Below are 6,000 nucleotides of genomic sequence, written 5' to 3' on the forward strand. Positions count from 1 at the left end.
TTTCAGTAAAAGGCTCTAGAGTATACTGTATATATGTACAGTATTTGTCTGTTGTTCGTACAGGTTGAGGTTGGTTATGGGGTATCCTGCGCAAGTAGAAGCGTTGCTGCAAAAAGGCTGGGTTTGGCAAGGCCAAAACGCACCGTTAAATAAGGCCGAAAACCAATTTGTGAGCACTGGCTGGCATGATCTTGATCAGCGCTTAGGCGGTGGGTGGTTACAAGGCAGTGTGAATGAATTGCAGGTACAGCAACCTTTTATTGGCGAGCTGGCGGTGCTGCTCCCCTTGCTTGCACAACCAGCAACAACTGCGCTTTGGGTAAATCCACCAGCTCAGCCTTATGCTCCTGGCTTGCACTATCAACAGGTGATACTCAACCAGCAAGTCATTGTGAATGAACCCAATGAGAAGCTGGCTTTATGGGCTGCTGAGCAGGCATTGCAAAGCCGCTCCATGAGTGTGGTGCTTCTGTGGAGTAATGCGTTGAGTGCTGTTCAAGTACGCCGTTTGCAGCAAATAGCTGAAGCTGAGCGTAAATTGGTATTCGTTATTACGCCAAAACAACGGGAAGAAGAAGCCCGAGCCTATGTAACTCGGTTGCAGTTACAACGCACAGATAATTTATACATTAGCGTATTAAAGCGGCGTTTTGGTTGGCCGCTGCCGGCTTTTCCATGTGCGGTTGATAAACATTTACCAAGGCGTCGTCGTGCGTTATGAATGCCTGGTTGTACCTACACTTCCCTCATTTATTGCTGGATTATCAGCTGGCGCTGCAGCCACCGGAGGCTGCCGCTAACCCACATGCACTGGTTCATACGGTTGCGGCACGACGAACTCTGGTGCAGGCCAACCAAGCGGCCCTTCAGCAAGGTGTTGAAGTGGGTATGGCCGATGTGCTTGCCAGCACCTTGGTGCCACAATTGTCACTGAACGAACATGATCCGTTGCGTGAAAGCGCCATGCTTACGCAATTAGCTCAGGTGCTTTATCAAGACATTGCGCATATTGTGCTGCATCCACCGCAAGGCATGCTGTGCGAAATTCGTAGTCTACTGCGTTTACATCAAGGTTTTGATGGGGTGTTAGCGCGTATTCAGGCGCGGTTAGCGCAATGGCCGCTGCGTTATCGTATTAGCAGCGGTTACAGTCCATTAGCAGCGAAGCTGTTGGCGCAATCCGAATACGCATTATTAACGCCAGAAATCGGCGTAGCAAAAGCCGCTGTGGCACAACTCCCTATAGAGCAAAGTGGCCTACCGGCTCAGCAAATTGAGCGGTTGCGTAATGTCGGGCTGCTGAACCTAGGCAGCGTAATGCAGCGGCCGCGCGCTGAATTAGGCGTACGATTTGGGCGGACTATTACGATTTATTTAGCGGAGTTAGCGGGAGAACTCGCCCCGCCGCAAGATTTCTACCATCCCCCAGCGCGCTTTGACGAACGGGTTGAACTTGCTGCTGAGGTAGCAACTTGGCCGCAGCTATTATTTCCATTGAAGCGCTTACTGCAGCAAGTCGAAAGCTTTCTGCAGAGTCACCAATGGAGTACGCGCGCGTTGCTGATTCGTGCGCATCATCGGCATGGGCCGCCAACCCAAGTGACCATTCAATTTGCGCATGCGGTCTGGCAGCAGGGCGATTTACTGAGTCTTAGCCAACTGCATTTGGAGCGGCAGCAGTTGCATGCGCCCGTGCTTGAATTAAGTGTGCGAGTGCAACGCCCAGAGCCTCGGCAAGCGAAGCGCAGTCAAATGTTTGCCGAGGTGAATGAACATGCTGACTCATTGAATGAGCTGGTGAGCCGACTGCAGGCTCGCTTGGGCGAAAATAGGGTACAAAGTACGCAGCTACAGGATGACTGGCGGCCGGAGCGTCACGGCGCTATACAAGCATGGCAACAAGCCGAAGCGCCCAACGCCCACGCAGTGCAACGGCCGTGCTGGTTACTACCTCAGGTAGAGCCGATTCATCGGCATCAATGGCAGTTGCAATGGGGGCCAGAGCGAATCGTCAGTGGCTGGTGGGACGCCGCCCCCATTCAAAGAGATTATTATGTGGCGCTTGACGCACAACAGCGACAAGGCTGGATCTATCACAGTGACAAAGGGTGGTTTTTGCATGGCTGGTTCAGCTAACCCCACACAGCATCCACACCCTGTCGCCCTGCACTGTCTGACCAATTTCAGTTTTTTACGCGGCGGCTCACACCCCCATGAACTGGTTGAGCAAGCCTGCGCGCTGGGGTATCAAGCTTTAGCGATAACTGATGAATGCTCGGTCGCCGGTGTTGTACGTGCTTATGTTGCGGCGCGGGATAAGCCATTGCGGTTAATTATTGGCAGTGAATTTAAACTCAACCCGCTGGGCACTTTTATTGTCTTAGCGCGCAACCGAGCCGGCTATGCCCAGTTATGTCAGTTGATCACCACGGCGCGCAATCGGTGCAAGAAAGGTCATTATCAAGTGAACGTTGATGACTTTATCGGAACCCTTGATGATTGCTTATTGTTATGGCGGCCTGCAAACACAGAGCTTACGGCAACTATTGCTCGCTTGCAGAAAGCGTTTGCACAACGTTTGTGGTTTGCTTATAGCCGTCATTATGGCGCCAACGATGCCGACAATTACGCCCGTTACCAACAGCTTAGCGCCACCTACCAAGTGCCCGTGGCTGCGGTTTGTGAGGTGTGTTATCACGCGCCCCAACGGCAGCCGTTGCATGACATTTTGGTGGCTATTCGCCAGCGACAGCCGCTTAGCACCCAAGTCGCTCAACTCAAACCCAACCAAGACTACGGTCTGCGCTCCGCGTCACAACTTATGCAGTGTTATCCCCACAGCTGGCTGGCACAGAGTGCTTTGATTGCTCAGCAATGCCGCTTTTGTTTGAGTGAGTTACGTTATGACTATCCAGCAGAGCTTGTACCTGAAGGGCAAACGGCTACCAAGTATCTGCGCGAGCTCACGTATGCTGGAGCTCGCCTACGTTTTCCAGGCGGCTTGCGAGAAGACGTTAAAGCCAAGCTTGAAAAAGAGCTGCAATTAATCGCGCAGCTGCATTACGAATATTTCTTTTTAACCATTCATGATTTGGTGCAGTTTGCTCAGCAGCGCGGCATCTTGTACCAGGGCCGTGGTTCAGCCGCCAATTCGGTGGTTTGCTATTGTTTGCAAATCACCGCGGTGAATCCTGATCAAGTTGATGTGCTATTTGAGCGTTTTATTTCTGCAGAGCGCGATGAACCACCAGATATTGATGTCGACTTTGAACACGAACGCCGTGAAGAAGTGATTCAATATATATATCGCAAATACGGTCGCCACCGAGCAGCATTAGCGGCTACAGTTATTCGTTATCGTTTACGCAGCGCTTTACGTGATGTGGGTAAAGCGCTTGGCTATCACGAGCAAGAGTTGCGGCACTATGTACGGCAAATCGACCGGCGCGATACCGAACAAGGGTGGCAACAACAATTGCTCGATAAAGTGCCTGGACTGGGAGCAACGCATCGGGGGCGCTGCTTAATTCAGTTAACCGAGGCTATTCTAGGTTTTCCCCGTCACTTATCGCAGCATGTGGGTGGGTTTGTGATTGCAGCCACACAACTTTCCGAACTGGTGCCAGTAGAAAATGCCAGCATGCCGCAGCGTACGGTTATTCAATGGGACAAAGACGATTTAGAAACCTTACACCTGATAAAAGTTGATGTGCTAGCACTGGGTATGTTGACCGCATTGCGGAAAATGATGGATTTAGTGCGGCAACATCACCAGCGCACAATCGGCTTAGCAGATATTCCTCAAGAAGACCCCGCAGTGTATCAAATGTTGCAACGCGCTGACTCCATTGGGGTGTTTCAAATTGAGTCACGCGCACAGATGAACATGTTGCCGCGGTTACGGCCTTGCACCTTTTATGATCTGGTGGTGCAAATTGCAATTGTTCGGCCCGGGCCTATTCAAGGCGACATGGTGCACCCTTATTTGCGTCGCCGCGCTGGTATAGAACCTATTACATTTCCCAGTGAGGCGGTACGGCAAGTACTTGAACGCACTTTAGGGGTGCCGATCTTCCAAGAGCAAGTGATTAAGTTAGCAATGGTGGCTGCTGGTTTCAGTGGGGGCGAAGCTGATCAGCTTCGGCGTGCTATGGCCAACTGGAAAAGTTCAGGTGAACTGCGCCAGTTTGAGAACAAGCTTATTCAAGGTATGCGTGAACGCGGGTATAGCGATGAATTTGCCCAGCGCATCTTTCAACAAATATGTGGTTTTGGGGAGTACGGCTTCCCAGAGTCGCATTCGGCCAGTTTTGCAAACTTAGCCTATGCGTCCGCTTGGTTTAAACACTATTATCCCGAAGCTTTCTACTGTGCCCTGCTCAATAGTTTACCCATGGGCTTTTATTCAGCCAGTCAGCTAATACAAGATGCCCGTCGCCATCACGTTACGATACTGCCAGCGGATATACAGCGCAGTGACTGGCATCATCAACTCGAGGCTGGCCACCGTGGAGTACAGTTGCGCCTGGGGTTACGGCTAATAAAAGGCTTAAACCAAACGCGCATAGAACAGCTACTTTGCAAGCGACCTACACAAGGCTTTCAAGGGTTATCCGAGCTAAGAGAGCTGGGCATCAGCGGTACCGAACTGCATAAACTTGCCGCGGCCGATGTACTCGGAGAGCTAGCAGGCCATCGTTATCAAAGCCAATGGCAAAGCTTAGCCTTGCAAGCCGAGCAACTGCCTTTGTTTGCTGCCTCGGAATCTCATGAGTTGATAGCGCCAATGCAAGCGCCTGATGAGTTTCAGGATATTGCCGTGGATTATCGAACCACGGGCGTATCTTTGCGGCGGCATCCATTGGCCTTATTGCGTGAACGCAGTCAGCTTAAAGGGTATAAGTTGGCCAGCGAATTAGCCCAATGCCGACATAAACAGATTATCCGCGTGGCTGGGCTTGTCACCTGCCGGCAGCGACCGGGCACGGCTTCTGGCGTGACCTTTGTGACGCTTGAAGACGAAAGTGGCTTAATCAATATAGTGATTTGGCAGCATACCGCACGTGCATTCCGGCATACTTACTTAACTGCACAGTTGCTTAAAGTAAAAGGGGTGGTTGAAATTCATGGTGACGTTATTCATGTCATTGCTGGGCAGCTTGAGGATGGCACCGAACAGCTAGCGCACCTAGGTATGGAAGCTAACCGTTCGCGTGATTTTCATTAATACCCCAAAGCGCAATTCAAACTGGCGTTACGTGCAGCCGATAATCTTCTTTCAAGGTTACGTAGTTTTCTGCTGACTGCGGTAGAAAATTCAATTCGGCTTGCGATAGCTTTCTTGCTTCTTTGACTGGGCTGCCTACATATAAGTAGCCACTGCGTAGCGTTTTGCCGGGCGGCACTAAACTGCCAGCGCCAATGATGACATCATCTTCTACTACCGCGCCATCCATAATCACAGCCGACATACCAATGAGTACCCGACTACCAATCTCACACCCGTGCAACATGACATGGTGCCCAACCGTTACGTCGTCACCGATAATAAGCGGATGCCCTGCCGGATTGCCTTCGCTAATACGGCTGACATGCAACACGCAATTGTCTTGAACGTTGGTACGCGCACCAATACGAATGAAGTTTACGTCACCACGTGCTGCAACCAACGGCCAGATGCTGCTGTGCTCGCCAATGCGAACATCGCCAACAATAACAGCGCTATCGTCAATATAAACATGTTCACCCAGTTGTGGCTCAATACCACGATAACTACGAATATCCCCACTCATGGCCATTTACCTCTAGAATTTCTATAAAATGTTAGCTTTTCGATTTGTTCGTTGAATGCCTTAAAGACTAGCAGAAAGCGCTATTGCTGGCGAATCAGACAAAAGGCGTAGCTTTTTACAGCGCTTCGTTCACAAAACCAGCAGTCAGCAAAAAAACACCTAAAAATGTCAAAAAGGCGCTTGACGCGGCGAGTTAAATCTCTAAAAT

Annotated in this window: 4 protein-coding genes; 3 read left to right on the forward strand and 1 reads right to left on the reverse strand. The window is 50.8% G+C overall.

Annotated elements, in window-relative coordinates:
* Positions 1-76 precede the first annotated feature (76 nt).
* Genes ACN0UN_RS10585 through ACN0UN_RS10595 form a run of 3 tightly spaced genes read left to right on the forward strand, consistent with a single transcriptional unit; the run spans position 77 to position 5,227 of the window.
* Positions 77-721 (forward strand): hypothetical protein, encoded by a 645-nt coding sequence (locus tag ACN0UN_RS10585; protein ID WP_417659945.1) that lies wholly within the window; start codon positions 77-79, stop codon positions 719-721.
* Positions 718-2,136 carry a Y-family DNA polymerase gene (locus tag ACN0UN_RS10590; protein WP_417659946.1) on the forward strand — a complete coding sequence of 473 codons (1,419 nt, stop codon included), beginning with the start codon at positions 718-720 and terminating at the stop codon, positions 2,134-2,136. The genes ACN0UN_RS10585 and ACN0UN_RS10590 overlap by 4 nt, the downstream gene beginning before the upstream one ends.
* Positions 2,120-5,227, forward strand: a complete 3,108-nt coding sequence (locus ACN0UN_RS10595; protein ID WP_417659947.1) for an error-prone DNA polymerase — start codon at positions 2,120-2,122, stop codon at positions 5,225-5,227. The genes ACN0UN_RS10590 and ACN0UN_RS10595 overlap by 17 nt, the downstream gene beginning before the upstream one ends.
* Before the next feature lie 16 nt (positions 5,228-5,243).
* On the opposite strand, the gene ACN0UN_RS10600 is transcribed toward ACN0UN_RS10595, so the two are convergent.
* Positions 5,244-5,792 (reverse strand): gamma carbonic anhydrase family protein, encoded by a 549-nt coding sequence (locus ACN0UN_RS10600; protein WP_417659948.1) that lies wholly within the window; start codon positions 5,790-5,792, stop codon positions 5,244-5,246.
* Positions 5,793-6,000: the final 208 nt, after the last annotated feature.

Source organism: Pseudidiomarina sp. (genome assembly GCF_048267825.1).
Classification (GTDB): domain Bacteria; phylum Pseudomonadota; class Gammaproteobacteria; order Enterobacterales; family Alteromonadaceae; genus Pseudidiomarina.

Coding starts and splice junctions, on each gene's coding strand:
- ACN0UN_RS10585 (WP_417659945.1), top strand. CDS start 77: ATGGGGTATCCTGCGCAAGTAGAAGCGTTGCTGCAAAAAGGCTGGGTT.
- ACN0UN_RS10590 (WP_417659946.1), top strand. CDS start 718: ATGAATGCCTGGTTGTACCTACACTTCCCTCATTTATTGCTGGATTAT.
- ACN0UN_RS10595 (WP_417659947.1), top strand. CDS start 2,120: ATGGCTGGTTCAGCTAACCCCACACAGCATCCACACCCTGTCGCCCTG.
- ACN0UN_RS10600 (WP_417659948.1), bottom strand. CDS start 5,792: ATGAGTGGGGATATTCGTAGTTATCGTGGTATTGAGCCACAACTGGGT.